Annotated in this window: 16 protein-coding genes and 2 tRNA genes; 15 read left to right on the top strand and 3 right to left on the bottom strand. The window is 40.4% G+C overall.

The window, feature by feature from the left end:
* Window positions 1-30: 30 nt before the first annotated feature.
* The 9 genes from larA to OFN91_RS07270 all read left to right on the top strand — a co-directional run bounded on the left by larA (window position 31) and on the right by OFN91_RS07270 (window position 8,972).
* A complete protein-coding gene (gene larA / locus OFN91_RS07230; protein WP_270873769.1) occupies window positions 31-1,281 on the top strand; it encodes a nickel-dependent lactate racemase in 1,251 nt (416 codons plus the stop codon).
* Window positions 1,278-2,480 carry a nickel pincer cofactor biosynthesis protein LarC gene (gene larC, locus OFN91_RS07235; RefSeq protein WP_270873770.1) on the top strand — a complete coding sequence of 401 codons (1,203 nt, stop codon included), beginning with the start codon at window positions 1,278-1,280 and terminating at the stop codon, window positions 2,478-2,480. The genes larA and larC overlap by 4 nt, the downstream gene beginning before the upstream one ends.
* Window positions 2,455-3,231, top strand: coding sequence for an ATP-dependent sacrificial sulfur transferase LarE (gene larE / locus OFN91_RS07240; protein ID WP_333720470.1), 777 nt, complete (start codon window positions 2,455-2,457; stop codon window positions 3,229-3,231). The genes larC and larE overlap by 26 nt, the downstream gene beginning before the upstream one ends.
* Window positions 3,218-3,964: a nickel pincer cofactor biosynthesis protein LarB gene (gene larB / locus OFN91_RS07245; protein WP_270873772.1), complete on the top strand. Its 747-nt coding sequence runs from the start codon at window positions 3,218-3,220 to the stop codon at window positions 3,962-3,964. The genes larE and larB overlap by 14 nt, the downstream gene beginning before the upstream one ends.
* Before the next feature lie 9 nt (window positions 3,965-3,973).
* On the top strand, window positions 3,974-4,867 hold the full coding sequence (gene ttdA / locus OFN91_RS07250; protein ID WP_270873773.1) for a L(+)-tartrate dehydratase subunit alpha: 894 nt from the start codon (window positions 3,974-3,976) through the stop codon (window positions 4,865-4,867).
* The gene (gene ttdB, locus OFN91_RS07255) at window positions 4,860-5,480 is read left to right on the top strand and encodes a L(+)-tartrate dehydratase subunit beta (protein ID WP_270858726.1); all 621 of its coding nucleotides are present in this window, start codon (window positions 4,860-4,862) and stop codon (window positions 5,478-5,480) included. Before ttdA ends, ttdB begins: the two co-directional genes overlap by 8 nt.
* Window positions 5,481-5,489: 9 nt before the next feature.
* Window positions 5,490-6,236: an SDR family NAD(P)-dependent oxidoreductase gene (locus OFN91_RS07260; RefSeq protein ID WP_270871075.1), complete on the top strand. Its 747-nt coding sequence runs from the start codon at window positions 5,490-5,492 to the stop codon at window positions 6,234-6,236.
* A 139-nt stretch (window positions 6,237-6,375) separates the two neighbouring features.
* Complete coding sequence (locus OFN91_RS07265; protein ID WP_270873774.1) at window positions 6,376-8,052, top strand: anaerobic C4-dicarboxylate transporter; 1,677 nt, start codon at window positions 6,376-6,378, stop codon at window positions 8,050-8,052.
* Between the two features lie 377 nt (window positions 8,053-8,429).
* The gene (locus OFN91_RS07270) at window positions 8,430-8,972 is read left to right on the top strand and encodes a YceI family protein (RefSeq protein WP_270873775.1); all 543 of its coding nucleotides are present in this window, start codon (window positions 8,430-8,432) and stop codon (window positions 8,970-8,972) included.
* Window positions 8,973-9,142: 170 nt separating this feature from the next.
* Here the strand turns inward: OFN91_RS07270 and nfo are convergent, their stop codons facing one another.
* The gene (gene nfo / locus OFN91_RS07275; RefSeq protein ID WP_270873776.1) at window positions 9,143-9,985 is read right to left on the bottom strand and encodes a deoxyribonuclease IV; all 843 of its coding nucleotides are present in this window, start codon (window positions 9,983-9,985) and stop codon (window positions 9,143-9,145) included.
* Window positions 9,982-10,467, bottom strand: coding sequence for a hypothetical protein (locus tag OFN91_RS07280; RefSeq protein ID WP_270873777.1), 486 nt, complete (start codon window positions 10,465-10,467; stop codon window positions 9,982-9,984). The genes nfo and OFN91_RS07280 overlap by 4 nt, the downstream gene beginning before the upstream one ends.
* 127 nt (window positions 10,468-10,594) lie before the next feature.
* On the opposite strand from OFN91_RS07280, the gene OFN91_RS07285 reads away from it, so the two are divergent.
* The 6 genes from OFN91_RS07285 (at window position 10,595) to OFN91_RS07310 (ending at window position 14,095) form a co-directional block, all read left to right on the top strand.
* Window positions 10,595-10,669: transfer RNA gene (locus OFN91_RS07285), tRNA-Glu, on the top strand.
* Window positions 10,670-10,846: 177 nt separating this feature from the next.
* Window positions 10,847-12,670, top strand: coding sequence for a threonine--tRNA ligase (gene thrS / locus OFN91_RS07290; protein ID WP_270873778.1), 1,824 nt, complete (start codon window positions 10,847-10,849; stop codon window positions 12,668-12,670).
* Window positions 12,667-13,188, top strand: a complete 522-nt coding sequence (gene infC, locus OFN91_RS07295) for a translation initiation factor IF-3 (protein WP_270858734.1) — start codon at window positions 12,667-12,669, stop codon at window positions 13,186-13,188. The genes thrS and infC overlap by 4 nt, the downstream gene beginning before the upstream one ends.
* Before the next feature lie 90 nt (window positions 13,189-13,278).
* On the top strand, window positions 13,279-13,470 hold the full coding sequence (gene rpmI / locus OFN91_RS07300) for a 50S ribosomal protein L35 (RefSeq protein ID WP_270858735.1): 192 nt from the start codon (window positions 13,279-13,281) through the stop codon (window positions 13,468-13,470).
* 82 nt (window positions 13,471-13,552) lie between these two features.
* Window positions 13,553-13,909, top strand: coding sequence for a 50S ribosomal protein L20 (gene rplT / locus OFN91_RS07305; RefSeq protein ID WP_270858736.1), 357 nt, complete (start codon window positions 13,553-13,555; stop codon window positions 13,907-13,909).
* Window positions 13,910-14,019: 110 nt separating this feature from the next.
* Window positions 14,020-14,095, top strand: a tRNA-Phe gene (locus OFN91_RS07310).
* A 90-nt stretch (window positions 14,096-14,185) separates the two neighbouring features.
* On the opposite strand, the gene OFN91_RS07315 is transcribed toward OFN91_RS07310, so the two are convergent.
* Window positions 14,186-15,490 (bottom strand): leucine-rich repeat domain-containing protein, encoded by a 1,305-nt coding sequence (locus tag OFN91_RS07315; RefSeq protein ID WP_270873779.1) that lies wholly within the window; start codon window positions 15,488-15,490, stop codon window positions 14,186-14,188.
* Between the last annotated feature and the right edge of the window lie 213 nt (window positions 15,491-15,703).

A 15,703-nucleotide genomic window follows, 5' to 3' on the forward strand; every position in this document is an offset into this window, starting at 1 on the left:
ACGATTTAAATTTATTTTAAGGGGTGAAAAATGCAAGTTCCAATTCGTTATGGCAAAGATGATGTTTTAAATATCAAATTTGATGAGAAAAATCTTTTGGGGATTTTCAATCCGAATAAGGTTGAGAAATTTGACGAGGCCGAGCTTATCAAAAAAGCAATGCAAAATCCGATAAATCAAAAAACTTTTGATGAGTTTATCAGTGGCGATGAAGAGATTGTAATCATCGTAAATGACGGCACACGCCCAACCCCGACATCTAAAATTTTAAAAGAAATTTATCCAAAAATTCGCGATAAAAAGAAAACATTTATCATCGCAAACGGCTGCCACAGAGATCCGACCGAAGATGAGTATGAGATGATTTTTTCAAAAGAAATTTGGGCTGAGGTCAAGGCCAAAGGTGAGGCTCACAGCCATGATTCTAAAAACGATGAAATGGTCTATCTGGGCGAGAGTAGCAACAAAACCCAAATGTATCTAAACAAAATCGTAGCAAACGCGAAAAAAGTTATCCCAATCGGCTCGGTCGAACCGCACTATTTCGCGGGTTACACAGGCGGTAGAAAGGCGTTTTTGCCAGGCGTAGCCAAATACGAAACTATCGAGCAAAACCACAAATTAGCCCTTAGCCACGACGCGCAGGCTTTGCGATTAGAGGGCAATCCTGTGCATGAGGATATGGTCGATGCGATGAAGGTGCTAACTCATATCGATGTATTTGCGATTATGACGGTGCTAGATAGCGACCATAATATTTATTATGTAAATAGTGGCGATTTAAACGATACATTTTATGATTGTATTGAAAAAGCAGAAGAGGTATTTTGCGTCAAAATCCCTCAAAAAGCCGATATCGTAATCTCAGTAGCCCCATATCCAATGGATGTGGATTTATACCAAGCCCAAAAAGCGCTAGATAACGGCAAACTAGCCCTGGCAGAGGGCGGCGTGCTTATCATGGTAGCCAAATGTCGCACAGGTATCGGCCCTAAGCCATTTTTTAACCTCATGGCATCGGCTGATACACCGCAAAAAGTGCTAGAAAAAATCCAAGAGGAATTTCACCTAGGCTATCATAAAGCTGGCAAAATGGCTGAAATTGGGCTTTGGGCGCAGACTTGGGCGGTTAGCGATTTAAGCGATGATGAGATGAGAGCCGTGCATTTAAAGCCATATCATGATTTGCAAAAAGCCCTAGATGACGCGCTTGGCGAGAAGGGCAAAGACGCTAAGATTGTGATTTTACCATTTGGTTCAATGACGGTTCCAAAAATTTGAGTAAATTTATCTATTTAGACTGCGCCAGTGGCATTAGCGGAGATATGTGCCTTGGCGCATTTATCGACCTTGGCGTAGATTTTGACTTCTTAAAACACAGCCTTGCAAAGCTAGGAATTTCTAATGAGTATGAAATTTGCGCCAAAAAGGTTTTAAAATCTGGCATAAGCGCTACGAAAGTAGATGTGATTTTAAAGCGCAAATGGAGCACCACGCCCCATTTCCATGAGCATGGACGCACTTTTAAAGACATTGTAAATTTAATAAATTCTTCAAATTTAAGCGAATTTGTAAAAGAAAAATCAATCGAAATTTTCACTATCATCGGCGAAGCGGAGGCAAAAATCCACCAAAGCAGCCTAGAAAATGTCCATTTCCACGAGGTTGGTTGCACCGATAGCATAGTCGATATCGTAGGAAGCGCGATTTGCTTCGAATCGCTTGGGATTTCACGCGTGCTTTGCTCGACACTTGCCCTTGGCGGGGGATTTGTGAAGTGCGCTCACGGCATACTTAGCGTGCCAGCACCCGCGGTGAGTGAAATTTTATCTGGCGTGCCTGTGAAATTTGGTGGTGATTTCGAACAGACGACACCTACTGGCGCAGGTATCGCAAAGGCTCTAACGAGCGAATTTTGCGCCGAATTTAGTGCTAAAATTTTGCGCGCTGGATACGGGGCTGGAAGCAAGGAAGCCAAATTTGCAAATTTGCTTAAAATTATGATTTGCGAAGATGAGAGCATAAGGCAATCAGGGCAGGTTTTAATCGAGACAAATATCGATGATATGGACGCTGAGGGCTTGGCGCTGGCGAGTGAAATTTTACTAAATGCTGGCGCGCTTGATGTGTTTAGCGAGGCCGTGAATATGAAAAAATCGCGCCTTGGCACGAAGCTTAGCGTGCTAGCTAAATCTTGCGACGCGCCCGCGCTAAAAGAGCTGATTTTCCGCCATACCACGGCGATTGGGGTGCGTGAAATTTCTGTGCAAAAAACAGAGCTTCCACGCCAAATTCGCGCTGTGAATACGAAATTTGGCGAGGTTAGGATTAAAATTTGCAAATTTGAGGGCGGAGAAAAAATCAAGCCCGAATTTGATGATTGCAAAAATTTGGCACAAAAATTTGGCACAAATATCGCTACGGTGCGAGCTGTGGCGATCAAAGAGTATGAAAATGGAAACTTTAAAGGAAGAGATTAGAGGGCTTAAAAATCTCGCCCTAGCCTTTTCTGGCGGGGTGGATAGCTCGTTTTTAGCCTGCGTGGCGGGCGAAATTTTGGGGAAAAATTTCATCGCGCTTACCATAAAAACGCCATATATGAGCGAACGCGAAATTTCGCAGGCTATAAATTTTGCTAAAATTCACAAATTTCGCCACGAAATTTTAGAACTCCAAACCCCACAAGAAATCGCAAATAATCCGCAAAATCGCTGTTATTTATGCAAAAAAAATTTATTCGAAAATTTAATTAAATTTGGGCGAAATTTGGGGTTTTCAAATTTCGCAGATGGCACAAACAAAGATGATTTAGGCGAAGATCGCCCAGGACTTCGCGCCGTGCGCGAGCTTGGCGTCATTTCGCCACTGATAAATTTAACCAAAGCCCAAATTAGGGAGTATTCACGCACCCTGCGCCTAGAAAGCGCAGACTTGCCTAGCTTTGCGTGCTTGCTAACTCGTTTGCCTCACGGGCGCGAATTTAGCGCAGATGATTTAAGATTAATCGAGCGTGTGGAAAATTTACTCATACAAAACGGCTTTGCAAACATCAGAGCGCGCTTTGATGGGCGAAATTTAAAAATCGAAATGCCAAGAGCGCTGATGAGCGAATTTGTGGCGAGTGAAAATTTTGCAAAAATTATTCAAAAAATAGATGAAATTTCGCAAATTGATGAAATTTTGCTCGATTTAAAGGGTTTTAGAAAGGAAGTTTTAAATGAAAAAGGCTGAAATTTTGGACTTAATCGCCCAAATCAAGGGTGGCAAAATTTCTGATGAAAAGGTCGTCGAGTATTTCGCAAACTACCCATTTTCCGATATTGGCTGCGCTAAGGTCGATATGCAAAGAGAGCTTAGAAGTGGCGTAGGCGAGGTGATTTATGGCGAGGGAAAAAGTGCTGAGGCGATTTTGGCAATCGCGCGCGAGTGTGTGAAATGTGGCAACAATGTCCTAATCACGCGCACAAATTCGCATGTGGCTGGAATTTTGCAAAAGGACTTCCCGCTTGCCAAATTTAACGAGGTCGGTCGCACGATAAGCATTATCATAAACGAGCAAAAACTTACGCAGAGTTATATCGGTATCATTTCGGCTGGCACATCTGATTCTTACGCTGTGGAAGAGGCATACGAGACGGCGAAATTTTTGGGTAATGATGTGCGCAAAATCACCGATGTGGGCGTGGCTGGGATAAATAGGCTGTTTTTGAAGCTTGATGAAATCCAAAAAGCCAAAGTCCTAATCGTCATAGCAGGCATGGAAGGGGCCCTTCCTAGCGTGATTGCAGGCCTTGTCAAAGCCCCGGTCATCGCCGTGCCTACGAGCGTGGGATATGGGGCGAGTTTTGGTGGTGTGGCAGCCTTGCTTGGTATGCTAAATTCGTGTGCAAACGGCATTAGTGTCGTAAATATCGACAACGGATACGGCGCAGCGTATAATGCGAGTATAATCAACCATTTATAAGGAGAGAGCGTGGAAAATGTAGAGAAAATGACCGCCGTCATGGCTAGTCTCGTCGGATACAGTGGCAAAATTTTGCCAGATGATGTCACGGCGAAATTAAAGGAGCTAGCGAGCAAAGAAAGTGCGCCGTTAGCAAAGACGATTTATGAGACGATGTTTAAAAACCAAGAGCTTGCCAAAGAGCTAAATCGCCCCTCTTGTCAAGATACTGGCGCGATTCAGTTTTTCGTAAAATGTGGCGCAAAATTCCCGCTAATTGGCGAATTAGAGCAAATTTTAAGGGAAAGCGTCTTGCGAGCGACAAAAGAAGCCCCACTTCGCCACAACAGCGTCGAGACCTTTGATGAATACAACACCGGCAAAAATGTCGGAAAAGATGTGCCTTCGATCTTTTGGGAAATCGTGCCTGGTAGCGATAAATGCGAGATTGATACATACATGGCAGGAGGTGGCTGCACGCTTCCTGGCAAGGCTGGCGTGCTAATGCCTGGTATGGGCTATGAGGGCGTGGTGAAATTCGTAATGGATATAATGACAAGCTATGGCCTAAACGCCTGTCCGCCGTTAGTCGTGGGCGTGGGCGTGGCAACCTCGATAGATGTGGCGTCGTTGCTTTCTAAAAAAGCTTTGTTTCGCCCGCTTGGAAAGCATAATCCAAACGAGCGCGCCGCAAAAACCGAAAAATTGCTAGAAGATGGCATTAACAAAATCGGCCTTGGCCCGCAAGGCATGGGCGGAGCTAGCTCGGTGCTGGGCGTGCATATCGAAAACTCAGCCCGTCACCCCTCAGTCATCGCTGTGGCTGTAAATACAGGCTGCTGGTCGCACAGACGCGCGAATATCGTTTGGAACGGTGATTTAAGCTTTACCGTGACATCTCATAAGGACTACAAATATGAATAAGAAAATTTTGCAAACTCCGATTTCTAGGGAGGATTTAGAGGATATTAAAATTGGCGATATCATTTATCTAAGCGGAAATATCGTAACTTGTCGCGATGTGGCTCACAGGCGCGTAGTCGAAAAAAATATGCCTTTGCCACTTGATATCCGTGGTGGGGCGATACTGCACGCAGGCCCAATTATCAAAAAAACAAGCGCTGGTGGCGAGGATAGATACGAAATCGTCTCAGTAGGACCTACGACAAGTATGCGTATGGAGAAATTCGAGTATGAATTTATCGAAAAAACAGGCGTTAGAGTAATCGTGGGTAAGGGTGGAATGGCTAGCAATACAGAAAATGGTTGCAAGGATTTTGGCGCATTGCACTGCGTTTTCCCGGCAGGGTGCGCAGTAATCGCTGCTATGGAGGTCGAGGAAATCGTAAGTGCTGATTGGATGGAGCTTGGTATGCCAGAGACCTTGTGGAATTGCAAAGTCAAAGAATTTGGCCCACTAATCGTATCAATCGACGCGAAAGGCAATAATCTTTTTGAGAAAAATAAGGTTGAATTTAACAAGAAAAAAGATGAGGCGTTAGCGGAAATTTTGCCAGAAGTTAGCTTCATAAAATAGGAGAAATTTATGAAAAAAACAGCTTTTATCACAGGTGCTACAAGTGGTTTTGGCGAGGCGATAGCTAGAATTTTAAGCAAAGAGGGCTATAAAATCATCGCTCTTGGGCGCAGAAAAGAGAGATTAGAAAATTTGGCCAAAGAGCTAGGAAATACCCATATAATCGTAGCTGATGTGCGAAATAAAGATGAAATTTTTAAAGCTGTGGAGAATTTGCCGAGTGAGTATAGAGATGTCGAAATTTTGGTAAATAATGCTGGTCTTGCCCTTGGTCTAGATGGCATTAAAGACGCTCAAATCGAGGATTTAGAGACTATGGTCGATACGAATATCAAGGGCGTTATTTACACTACAAAGGCAGTTTTACCACTACTTTTGCAAAGTGGTAATGGCTATATTTTCAATATCGGCTCTACTGCTGGTGCGTGGCCGTATCCTGGAAGCCATGTCTATGGCGCAAGCAAGGCGTTTGTGAAGCAATTCAGCAGAAATATCAGAAACGACTTAATCGGCACTGGTATTCGCGTAACAGAGATCGCGCCGGGTATTTGCGAGACTGAATTTAGCGATGTGAGATTTAAAGGCGATAAAGCAAGAGCGAAAAAGGTCTATGAAAACACGGATCCGATTAAGGCAGAGGATATAGCACAAATCGTGCTAAATTGCATAAATATGCCTCATCATGTCAATATAAATATCGTCGAGGCTATGGCGACAGCGCAAACTTGGGCTGGATTGCATGTAGAGAAAAGATAACTCTAAATTTTGAATAAGTATTATAAATAAATTTTTAACACTTATTCTATAAAAATTCAATATTTGAATTTTATTTATATTTCTTTAAAAGAAATATTGATATAATAAAATAAGTATTTTTTAAGGAAAGGAAGAAGCGATGGAGTTTCTTACAGGTTTGTCTGAGAGCGTCCAATTTACTATTCAGTTGATAATAGTTTTGGCGTGTCTGTTTTATGGTGCCAAAAAGGGTGGTATGGCCCTTGGTATTTTAGGTGGTATAGGTTTAGTTATACTCGTATTTTTATTCAAAATGTCTCCGGGCAAACCAGCCGTTGATGTTATTTTGACAATCCTTGCGGTTGTTGTCGCCTCAGCTACATTGCAGGCTGCGGGTGGTTTGGATGTTATGCTTCAACTTGCTGAAAAAGCGTTGAGAAAAAATCCAAAATTAGTTTGTTATGTTGCACCAATGTGTGCTTGGACTTTGACAGTTCTTTGCGGTACTGGTCACACAGTTTATACACTTTTGCCGATTATCTACGATGTATCTATGAAAAGTGGTGTGCGCCCAGAGCGTCCAATGGCAGCTACTACCGTTTCATCACAATTAGCAATCATCGCTAGCCCAGTTTCAGTTGCTGGTGTTTCTATCGTAGCTGTATTGCTAGGCGCTGGTGCTCAAATCGAGGGATTTTCTAGCTACCTTGACCTTCTTAAAGTAACTATTCCTTCTACTTTCTTCGGTATGCTATGTATCAGCACATACTCAGTATTCCGCGGTAAAAGCCTTGAAAAAGATGAGGAATTCCAAGCTAAACTTAAAGATCCAGAGCAAAGAAAAATCATCTATGGTTCTGATGACGCTAAATCACTAGTTGGTGTTAAACTTCCACAAAAACAATGGAATGTTATGTATATCTTCCTTTCAGCAATCGTTGTTGTTGCGGTTTTGGGTTATTACAAACAACTTCGCCCGACATGGTCTATCTCAAAAGACGCTGCTATCGTTAATATCGTAGATGCAGGCGATAGCTCAAAAGTCCTAGACAAAGTAAAAATCAGCGACGGAACTATGATGTTAAGCGGTGCTGAGACAAAAATGAGCGTTAAAAAAGATAAATCTAAATTAACTCAAAGCGCACAAAGCGTTGAGGTTAAAGACAAAGACGGCAAAACTTACAAAGTTAGCCAAGACGGCGCAAATGTAACTTATGTAAATGCAAAAGGCGAAACTAAAACTTACGAAAACGCAAAAATTGATGTAGCTACAAGCACAAAAGGTTCAAAAACTCTTGGTATGGTTGATACTATCCAAATGTTTATGCTCCTTGCTGCTGCTATTATGATGATTTATTCAGGTATCAAAGCCGGCACAATCGCTCAAAACGAAATCTTCCACAGCGGTATGATTGCGCTTGTTGCGATTTATGGTATCTCTTGGATGGCTGATACTATGTTCCACGCTCATATTGATATGCTAGCTGGCTCACTTGGTAAGGTAATGCAAGCATATCCATTTACATACATTGTAGTTGGTATGTTGATTTCAAAATTCCTTAACTCACAAGCTGCTGCTGCTGCGACTTTCGTTCCACTAGCGATTGCTATCGGTGTAAATCCAGGAACAATCATTGCGTTCGCAACTGCATGCTATGGTTATTTCATCTTACCTACATACCCAAGCGACCTTGCTGCGATTCAATTCGACCGCTCAGGCACAACAAAAATCGGTAAATATGTTATCAACCACAGCTTCATTATCCCTGGTTTCATCGGCGTATTCAGCTCATGCTTCCTAGGATATATCCTAGCTCACTTCTACGGATATATGTAATAGCTCTTGTCTGCGAGGAAACTCGCAGACAAATTCTTCTAAATTTCTAAATTTTATTTCAAATATTTATTAAGTCAAATTATGCAAAACACCGATATTGACATACAGGCATTAGAGGAAGAATTTAAAAAATTCAATGCCAAAAATTATACAAACAACGGAGTGTGTATGTATTGCTAATTGTAGTGTATTGCACACTTTCAAATATTGTGCTTTTAAATCAATTACAAAATCAATTACAAAATCAATTACAAAAGAAAAGATAAAATAGATTTCTATATTTTTCGCACCTTTCTCGCATAAAATTTCTTATAAATAATTTTTATTAATAAACATAAGCTAAAATCCAAATTTTAAATTTTTCAAAAGGAGAAAAAATGAAAATTATCTCAATTCTAAGTGCATGCGCGCTTGGCGCAATGCTAGCAAACGCTACCCCTTACGAGGTCGATAACGCCCATTCTAGCGTAGGTTTTAAGATCAAACACATGAGCATTAGCAATGTGATCGGAAACTTCAAGGATTTTAGTGCGGAGATTGACGCTGAGGACGGCAAACTAAATAAACTAAGCGCCGTGGTCAAAACCGTCTCAGTTTTTACTGACAACGAAAAACGCGACGCTCACTTGCAAGCGGACGATTTTTTTGGCTCAGAAAAATTTCCTGATATGAAATTTGAGATGAAAGAGTTCGCGCCTGACAAGGTCAAAGGCGAGCTTACGATTCGCGATATTACAAAAGAAGTTGAGTTCGACTATGATTTTGGTGGCGAAGCCAAGCAGGGCGACAAAGATAAAATTGGTTTTAGTTTAGAGGGCAAAATCAAACGCTCTGATTTTAATTTCGCCCCAGGTAGCGGCACTGCAATGCTGGGTGATGATATAAAAATTTCTATCGAAATCGAAGCCGTAGCGAAGTAAAATTTATGCAAATTTTATTGCAAATTTTGGGAAATTTAGCAAACCGCTAAATTTCCCTTTTTTATTTAAATTTTAAATTTTCGCTACGCAATCTCGCAATACTGCGCCTGAAATTTCGGCGCAGTATTTAAAAACTTGCGGTAGCGAAATTTAGCGAAATTTGGCTAAATTTAGCGCACAAACGAGCGTAGTAGCGCGATTTCGTCCGCCCAAATACTCTCATCAATCGTCTCTAAAATGAGCGGAATTTCATCGATATTTTTGTCGTTCATAATGTTTTCGAAGCTTGCCAGCCCCAAAAATCCGCGTCCAAGGCTCTCGTGGCGGTCTTTGCGCACGCCAAGGTCGTTTTTGGTGTCGTTTAGGTGCATGCCTGATAAAAATTTATAGCCGATTACGCGGTCAAACTCGCTCATAGTGCGCTCATAGGCGTCTTTCGTGCGAAAGTCGTATCCACCGGCGAACGCGTGGCAGGTGTCGATACATACGCCAATGCGGGCCTTGTCGCTTACGCGCGCGATTATGGAGGCGATTTGGGCGAATTCAAAGCCTAAATTTGAGCCTTGGCCTGCTGTGTTTTCGATGACGAGTTTGACACTGCTAGTGTTTGCGATAGCGAAATTTAGGCACCTGACGATATTTTGCAGACACTGCTGGGGCGAAATTTCATTTAAATGCGAGCCCGGGTGGAAATTTAGCAGTTTTATGCCAAGCTTTTCGCAACGATTTATCTCGTCGATAAAGGCGTCAAGGCTTTTTTGGCGAAGCGTGGGGTCTGGGTGGCCTAGATTTATGAGATAGCTATCGTGGGCTAGGATATGCTCTGCGCGTATGCCAGTGGTGGCGAGATTTGCACGAAACTGCGCTATATCGCTATCTCTAAGTGGTTTTGCGCTCCATTGACGCTGATTTTTGACAAAAAGCGCAAACGCGTCTGCGCCGATTTTTTGCGCGTTAAGCGGAGCGTTAAAAACCCCGCCAGCAGCGCTTACATGGGCTCCGACACGCTTCATAAAAGCTCTCTTACGCTGATTTTTACCCTGGCTTTTTTGTCGCTAAATTTGATAATTTTACCGCTATCATCGCAGACGCTGTATGAAATTTCGCCCAAATTTTGCTCGAATCCGCAATCTGTTTTGGCTAAATTTTTCGCGCCATAGATTGCCTTCGCGCCCAAAATTTCGCCCAAAAAGCCCTTGTAATGGGCGTTTTTGAAAAATTTCTCATTGAAAGTTGGCTCATCATCGCAGGCATTGTTCATGCATACGCTTTCGTTTTTTGCGACCAAGGAAAGCACGCTAACCCCGCTAGAATAGACCTGCAACTCGGTTTGGTTTTTAAAACTTCTAATAAATCCCGTGTCGTTTAGGCGCAAATTTGGCGAAATTATCGAAAACGCCACCGCTTGCGTCTTTTGCGGGGTGAGCTTGGCGCAACCACAAAACACTGCCCCGATTCCCAAAAATCCAGCAAAAATCAAATTTATTTTTTTCATTTTTGTCCTTTTTTAAATTTTAATATTTTCATTTTAGCGAAATTTATAAAAATTCAAGCTTTATTAAGTGAAATTTAAGCGCAATTTATATAAAATAATCGTTCCTTTTAATTTAACCGAATTAAGTGGCCCCTTCGTCTAACGGTTAGGACATCGCCCTTTCACGGCGGTAACACGAGTTCGAATCTCGTAGGGGTCACCACTAAAATACAAAATCCAAAAAATTAAATTTCAAATCAAAATTTAATGAAAATTCAAAATTCGCTTAAAATTTCTTAAAATTTAGCCAAATTTAAATTTACGGTTAAGGTTGTATTGGCTAAAATTACAGCTTATTCTTTTATTGTAGAAAAGATAAATTTGGTAAAAAAGGAAAAAAATGAGCGACATTATCGCATACAAATTTAATGGTGAAATTTATGATACTCAAAGTATCGGCGAGGGCGTAGATGGCGCAGAACCGATATTTTTCGATAACTCTGCTGACGCGCTAAAAGTGCTTCGCCACTCATGCGCGCATTTGTTAGCACAAGCTGTCAAATCACTCTACCCAGACGCGAAATTTTTCGTGGGTCCTGCGATTGAAGATGGATTTTATTATGATATGCGCGTGAGCAAAAACGGCGGCGAGAAGCTTGGCGAGGACGATTTAAAGGCGATTGAGAAAAAAATGAAAGAGCTAGCCGAAGCCAAGCAAGATATAGTTAAAATTTGCTCTACCAAAGGCGCTGTTAGCGCAAAATACGCCGAGGACGACCTAAAAGTCGAGGTTTTAAAACGCATACCAGAGGGCGAAGTGAGTTTGTATGCGCAAGGCGATTTTGAGGATATTTGTCGCGGACCGCATGTGCCAAACACCAAATTTTTGCGAAATTTCGCCTTAACTAGGATTGCGGGTGCGTATTTGGGCGGCGATGAGACACGCGAAATGCTAACTCGAATTTACGGCGTGGTTTTTGCCGATAAAGAGAGCCTAAAAAATCACCTAACAATGCTTGAAGAGGCTAAAAAGCGCGATCACCGCAAGCTTGGTGCGGAGATGAAATTTTTCACATTTGATGAAGAAATCGGCGCTGGACTTCCGATTTGGTTGCCAGCGGGTGCGAAAATGCGTGTCAAACTAGAAGAGAGGCTTTACAAACAGCTTCGCCGTCGCGGTTACGAGCCAGTCAGAGGCCCTGAAATCCTAAAATCTGACGCGTGGAAAATCAGCGGACACTACACAAATTACAAAGAAAATATGTATTTTACGATGATCGAAGAGCAAGAATACGGCATTAAGCCGATGAACTGTGTGGGTCATATCAAAGTCTATCAAAGCGAAATTCGCTCATACCGCGATTTGCCACTTAAATTTTGCGAATACGGCGTCGTGCATAGACACGAAAAATCAGGCGTTTTGCACGGGTTGTTTAGAGTGCGTGAATTCACCCAAGATGACGCGCATATCTTTTGTATGCCAAGCCAAATCAAAGAAAATGTCTATGAAATTTTAGATTTCGTCGATGTGCTAATGGGCGCATTTGATTTCAACTACGAAATGGAAATTTCAACCAAACCCGCCAAAGCTGTGGGCGATGATGAAGTGTGGGAGATTGCTACAAAAGCGCTTAAAGACGCACTTGATGAAAAGGGCTTTAAATATGGTATCGACGAGGGCGGCGGTGCGTTTTACGGACCAAAAATTGATATAAAAATCACTGACGCATTGGGGCGAAAATGGCAGTGTGGCACCGTGCAGGTGGATTTCAACCTGCCAAATCGCTTCGAGCTAGGCTATATCGACGAAAACAATGAGAAAAAACAGCCTGTCATGCTTCACAGAGCGATTTTGGGAAGCTTTGAGAGATTTATAGGAATTTTGATCGAACACACAGCTGGTGAGCTTCCGTTTTGGATCTGCCCGACACAAGTGGCGATTATCCCGATTGGCGAAGCGCACAGCGCGTATGCAAAAGAGATTTCAGCTATGTTACGCGAATTGGGTATAGACAGCGAAATTTTAACCAAAAACGAAACTTTAAATAAAAAAATCAGAACAGCCGAAAAGCAAAAGGTGCCATTAATCATCGTTCTTGGCGATAATGAAGTGGCTAATCGTAGCGTCGCATTGCGTGATAGGCGTGCGCGCGAACAGCGAAATTTAGGGCTTAGCGAGTTCTTAGATTTCGTGCAAAACAAATTAAATGAGGTGAATTTTTGAGCAGCAAAAAAGAAGTTTTTCTAAACGAAGAAATCGAGGCTGATGAAGTTAGGTGTATCGGCGAAGATGGTGAAGCATACGGCGTAATCTCGCTAGATGAGGCGTTGCAAATCGCAAGCAAACAAGGTGTCGATCTCGTGCTAATCGCGCCAGATGCGAAACCGCCAGTGTGCAAGGTAATGGATTATAGTAAATTCCGTTATCAACAAGAAAAAAAGCTAAAAGAGACCAAGAAAAAACAGAAAATCATCGAGATTAAAGAGATAAAATTTTCGGCAAAAATCGCTCAAAACGATGTGAATTACAAGGTAAAACACGCAAAAGAATTTTTGGATTCTGGCAAACATGTCAAACTTCGCGTGTTTTTGAAGGGTCGCGAGATGAGCACTCCTGAGATTGGCGTAAATTTGCTAAACAAAATTTGGGAAGAGAATTTCGCAGGTAGCGCAGAGCGCGACAAAGCCCCGATTTTAGAGGGAAGATATGTGAGTATGCTAATTACGCCGAAAAAGTCTTAAATTTCGGCGTAGCTTAAATATTTTTAAATTTCAGCAGAAATTTAAAATTTTATTATATAATCACAGCTTATCTTAAAAAAAAGGATAAACATGCCAAAGATGAAAAGTGTGCGTGGCGCAGCAAAACGCTTTAAAGTAGGCAAAAACAAGATTAAACGCGGTTCAGCTTTCCGCAGCCATATCTTGACTAAAAAGTCTAGCGAGTGTAAAAGAGATTTGCGCGGCCCACATTATGTAGATTCTACAAATGTTAGAGCTGTTAAGCTTATGCTTTGTAAATAATTTTAGTTTTTGACCTAGTCATTCAAACTCCCCTAAGATAGGGAAAGACCCAAAAATGGGCGCCATTTAAGAAAGGATTAATATGGCAAGAGTAAAAACAGGCGTTGTTAGAAGACGCAGACACAATAAAGTTTTAAAACTTGCTCGCGGTTTTTATAGCGCAAGAAGAAAACATTTCAGAAAAGCCAAAGAACAATTAGAAAGAAGTTTGGTTTATGCTTACCGCGACAGACGCGCGAAAAAACGCGACTTCCGCAGACTATGGATCGTTAGGATTAACGCTGCTTGCAGAATCAACGATATTAGTTATTCTAAATTTATGCACGGTCTTAAACTTGCAAACATCGAATTAGATAGAAAAATCCTAGCAAACCTTGCTATGAACGATGCTAAGGCTTTCGCTGCATTAGCTGATAAAGCAAAGGCTGCTTTAAAATAATTGTTTGAATTTCAAGATTTTTCTTGAAATTCTCCCTTTTAAATTTTGTATTCTGGCTCGTTTAAATAGATTTTAAGCGGGGTTTGAATACAATACCCCCTTTATTTCGTGGTTGGATAGCTCAGTCGGTAGAGCAGCAGACTGAAAATCTGCGTGTCGGCAGTTCGATTCTGCCTCTAACCACCATTTAAGTTTATTTTTAATTCTTTTTATTCGCTTTAAAATTTTGAAAATCAAAAAATTTGGCTATGACGAATTTAGTCGCAGAAACTAAATTTATCTTTTTGTAATTATCTTTAAATTCGGCATTTCTTGTAAAATTTCTTGGTTTTGTATAGGCAAATCCAAAATGTTTATACGGAATAAATTTTTTAAATTTACTATGCTAGGTGGTAGCTTTTTTATGCCAGTAAAACCTATGTTTAAATATTCTAAATTTGTTAATTCTCCGATATTTTCAGGCAGAGCAGACAGATCTTTATTATCATAAATCAAAAGCGTTTCTAAATTTTTCAAATTTGCAATTTTTGGCGAAATCGTTTTTAGGCTTCCTCTGGTGTATTCAAATCGCCTTAAATTCGCCAAATTTTCAATTTCATCAGGTATGGTAGTGATATTGCTATCGTTTAGTTGCAAATCTTCTAAATTGCGTAGTTTAAGTATCTCCATAAAGTTTTCTTGGGTTACATTGCTGATACTTAAAACTTTTAAGTTTTGTAAATTTGAAAAATTTTGTGGAAAATTTTTAAAACTAGTAGATAAATACTCTAAATTTTGCAGATTTGTTATCCACTTTGGGAATTCTTTTTGGGCAATTAAACTCAAATTTAATAGTTGTAAATTTTTTAAATTTGCCATTTCGTCAGGTATAGATTTTAACTTTCTACACATATCACAATTAAATTGTTTTAAGTTTATAAGATTTCCAAATTCAGGCGAAATTTCAGATATATCAGTGCCCGAAATGTCTAACGCTTCTAAATTTTTCATATTTAATATATGTTTTCCTAGATTTTCTATCTTAGAATGACTTAAATTTAAAGCTTTTAAATTTGGAATTTTGCTTATGATTTCTGTGATTTCTTTTATTTGTGTTTCTCTAAGATTTAATATAGAAAGTTTTGTCAAATTCACAACACAAGGCGGTAAATCTGTAATATTGGCTTCACGGACATCGATTGTTTCTAGGTTACTAAGCATACAAATTTCGCTAGGTAATTCATTTGTATTGTCTGTATCGATTGAAAAATACACTCCGCGTGGGGAAGGTCTTTCTATTGATATTTCAGTAAAATATTCTAGACTATCATAGAAATCTTTTGTGGTTTCGACTTTTAAATTTTCAACAGCTTTGTCAAATTCTACTATATTTATCTCATTATTTGCCAATTTTTTAGACAACTTGTCGTATCTTAGGTCGGATTGAACCGGTCTAGAATAATCTACAAATTTGGATAGAATTTGCATTTGCTCATTTGTTTTACTATCAAGTTCCGGTGAATTTATTAATTCATTATCGCTTTGGTTGGCATTTAGAAAAATTTGCCCTATTATAAGTAGTGCTAAAATTATCTTTTTCATAAAATCTCCAAATTTAAAAAATTTAATAAGCATAGATTATAACAAAAAAGTGAATTTTTAGCTCTTTTGGCGAGTTTTGCAAAATTTCAAAAATTCCCCCCCCCATTTAATCTCTTTTTAAGCAACCCTTGAATATAATCCACTTTCCGTTTTTGAAATCTAACTTCTGTTATTTTCCAATGCGTGTTATTTTATTTATTATTGTCAAAAACT

The sequence above is a fragment of the Campylobacter sp. JMF_08 NE1 genome (genome assembly GCF_027737875.1).
Lineage (GTDB): Bacteria > Campylobacterota > Campylobacteria > Campylobacterales > Campylobacteraceae > Campylobacter_B.